Consider the following 2,816-nt stretch of genomic DNA (forward strand, 5'->3'; position numbering starts at 1 on the left):
AGCCGCGGACGGCCTTCCGACTCGACCAGTTCCTCGTACGTCGGACCGTCGCCCTTGCGCTGACCGCGAAGGCCCCACTGGCCGAGGAAGAGAGCGCGCTCGTCGAGCAGCCCCGAGTACTCGGACAGAGAGATTCCCTTGACGATGCGCGAGCCCCAGAACGGCGGTGTCGGCACCGCAATGTCGGTAGCGACATCGGAACGCTCCGGCAGGACGACGGGAACCGCTGCAGCTTTACGCTTTTCGGCGATGCGCTTGGAACGCTCGTGACGAGCCTTACGCTCGGCAGCCTTCTCGCGAGCAGCGATGGCCTCCGGGCTGTCCGGCGCCGGGCCGCCGCCGCGCTTGGTCGTCATGATCTGGTCCATCAAGTTCAGACCCTCGAAAGCGTCGCGGGCATAGCTGACGTCGCCCTCGTACACCTCCTGCAGATCGTTCTCGACGTACGAACGCGTCAGCGCGGCACCACCCAGCAAAACCGGGAACTGTTCCGAGACACCGCGAGAGTTCAGTTCCTTGAGGTTGTCCTTCATGACCACTGTCGACTTCACGAGCAGTCCGGACATGCCGATGACATCGGCCTTGTGCTCGATCGCAGCATCGAGAATGGTCGCGATGGGCTGCTTGATGCCGAGGTTCACGACGTCGTAACCGTTGTTGCTCAAGATGATGTCGACAAGGTTCTTGCCGATATCGTGGACGTCGCCCTTGACCGTCGCAATGACGAGGCGGCCCTTGCCGTCGTCGTCCGTCGCTTCCATGTGCGGCTCGAGGAACGCAACTGCTGCCTTCATGACCTCGGCGGACTGCAGAACGAACGGCAACTGCATCTGTCCGGAACCGAACAGTTCACCGACGGTCTTCATGCCCGAAAGCAGTGTCTCGTTGATGATTTCGATCGGGGACTTGACCGTCATTGCTTCGGTGAGATCGTCGTCGAGGCCGTTGCGCTCGCCGTCGACGATGCGACGCTCGAGCCGGTCGAACAACGGAAGTCCGGCGAGTTCCTGCGCACGGGACTCGCGCGCCGACGCAGCCGAGACACCCTCGAACAGAGCCATCAGCTTCTGCAGCGGGTCGTAGCCCTCGCTACGACGGTCGTAGACCAGGTCGAGTGCGGTTTCACGCTGCTCGTCCGGAATTCGCGCCATCGGCAAAATCTTGGACGCGTGAACGATCGCCGTGTCCAGACCGGCCTCGGTGCACTCGTGCAGGAACACCGAGTTGAGGACCTGCCGTGCGGCCGGGTTCAAACCGAACGAAATGTTCGAGATACCCAGGGTGAAGTGCAGTTCCGGGTACGCAGCCTTGAGCTGACGGATGGCTTCGATGGTCTCGATGCCGTCGCGTCGCACCTCTTCCTGACCGGTGGAGATGGGGAAGGTCAAGGCGTCGACGATGATGTCGGACTCGGCGAGTCCCCAGTTTCCCTTGATGTCCTCGATCAGACGCTTGGCGATGGCGACCTTGGTCTCGGCGGTGCGAGCCTGGCCCTCTTCGTCGATGGTCAGGGCGACGACCGCCGCGCCGTGCTCCTTGACCAACGTCATGATCTTGTGAAAACGCGATTCGGGGCCGGCGCCGTCCTCGTAGTTGACGGAGTTGACAGCGCAGCGGCCACCGAGGTGTTCGAGACCGGCCTGCAACACGGCAGGCTCGGTGGAGTCGAGCATGATCGGCAGCGTCGAGGACGTCGCCAGACGGCTGGCCAGTTCCGACATGTCGGCGGCACCGTCGCGGCCCACGTAGTCGACGTTGAGGTCGAGCATGTGTGCGCCGTCGCGGGTCTGGTCCTTGGCGATGTCCAGGCACTTCTGGTAGTCCGCGGAGAGCATTGCCTCGCGGAAAGCCTTGGAGCCGTTGGAGTTCGTGCGTTCACCGATCATCAGGATGCTGGCGTCCTGCTCGAACGGCACCGCCGAGTACAGCGAAGAGGTGCTCGGCTCGTGGATCGGGGTGCGCTGGGCCTTCTCGACCTGACGGACCGCGTCGGCGACCGCGCTGATGTGCTCGGGTGTCGTACCGCAGCAGCCGCCTACGAGGCCGAGTCCGAACTCGGAAACGAAACCACTGAGGGCTTCGGCCAATTCGTCGCCGGTCAGCGGGTACTCGGCGCCCTTGGGGCCGAGCTGCGGCAAGCCGGCATTGGGCATGACCGACACCGGCAGCGTCGAGTACTTGGAGAGATGTCGGAGATGTTCACTCATCTCGGCCGGCCCGGTGGCGCAGTTCAGGCCGATCATGTCGATACCGAGCGGCTCGAGCGCCGTCAGCGCCGCACCGATCTCACTGCCCAGGAGCATCGTTCCGGTTGTCTCGACCGTCACGTGCGTGATGATCGGCAACCGCAGTCCGAGTTGCTCCATCGCACGCTGACTGCCGAGAATGGCTGCCTTCACCTGAAGTAGGTCCTGGCAGGTTTCGACCAGGATGGCGTCGGCGCCACCGTCGATCATGCCGAGCGCAGCTTCGGTGTACGCGTCACGAAGGACTGCGTACGGTGCGTGCCCGAGACTGGGAAGCTTGGTTCCCGGCCCCATCGAGCCGAGTACGAATCGGGCCATGCCGTCGCGGCCTGGTCCCATCTCGTCCGCAACTTCACGGGCGAGAGCAGTGCCTTTTTCCGCGAGTTCGCGGATCCGGTGAGAGATGTCGTAGTCGGCGAGGTTGGGCAGGTTGCAACCGAAGGTGTTGGTCTCGACGGCATCGGCACCAGCGGCGAAGTACGCACGGTGGATGTCTTTGAGCACGTCGGGACGGGTGTCGTTGAGGATCTCATTGCACCCCTCGAGGCCGAGGAAGTCGTCCAGGGTGAG

1 protein-coding gene is annotated in these 2,816 nt (G+C 63.6%); it reads right to left on the reverse strand.

What is annotated here, in order from left to right; all coding sequences use genetic code 11:
* A partial coding sequence (gene metH, locus R4P65_RS32960) for a methionine synthase (protein ID WP_317829687.1) occupies nucleotides 1-2,816 on the reverse strand: 2,816 nt, incomplete at both ends.

This window comes from Rhodococcus sp. IEGM 1318, assembly GCF_033142465.1.
Lineage (GTDB): Bacteria > Actinomycetota > Actinomycetes > Mycobacteriales > Mycobacteriaceae > Rhodococcus_F > Rhodococcus_F qingshengii_B.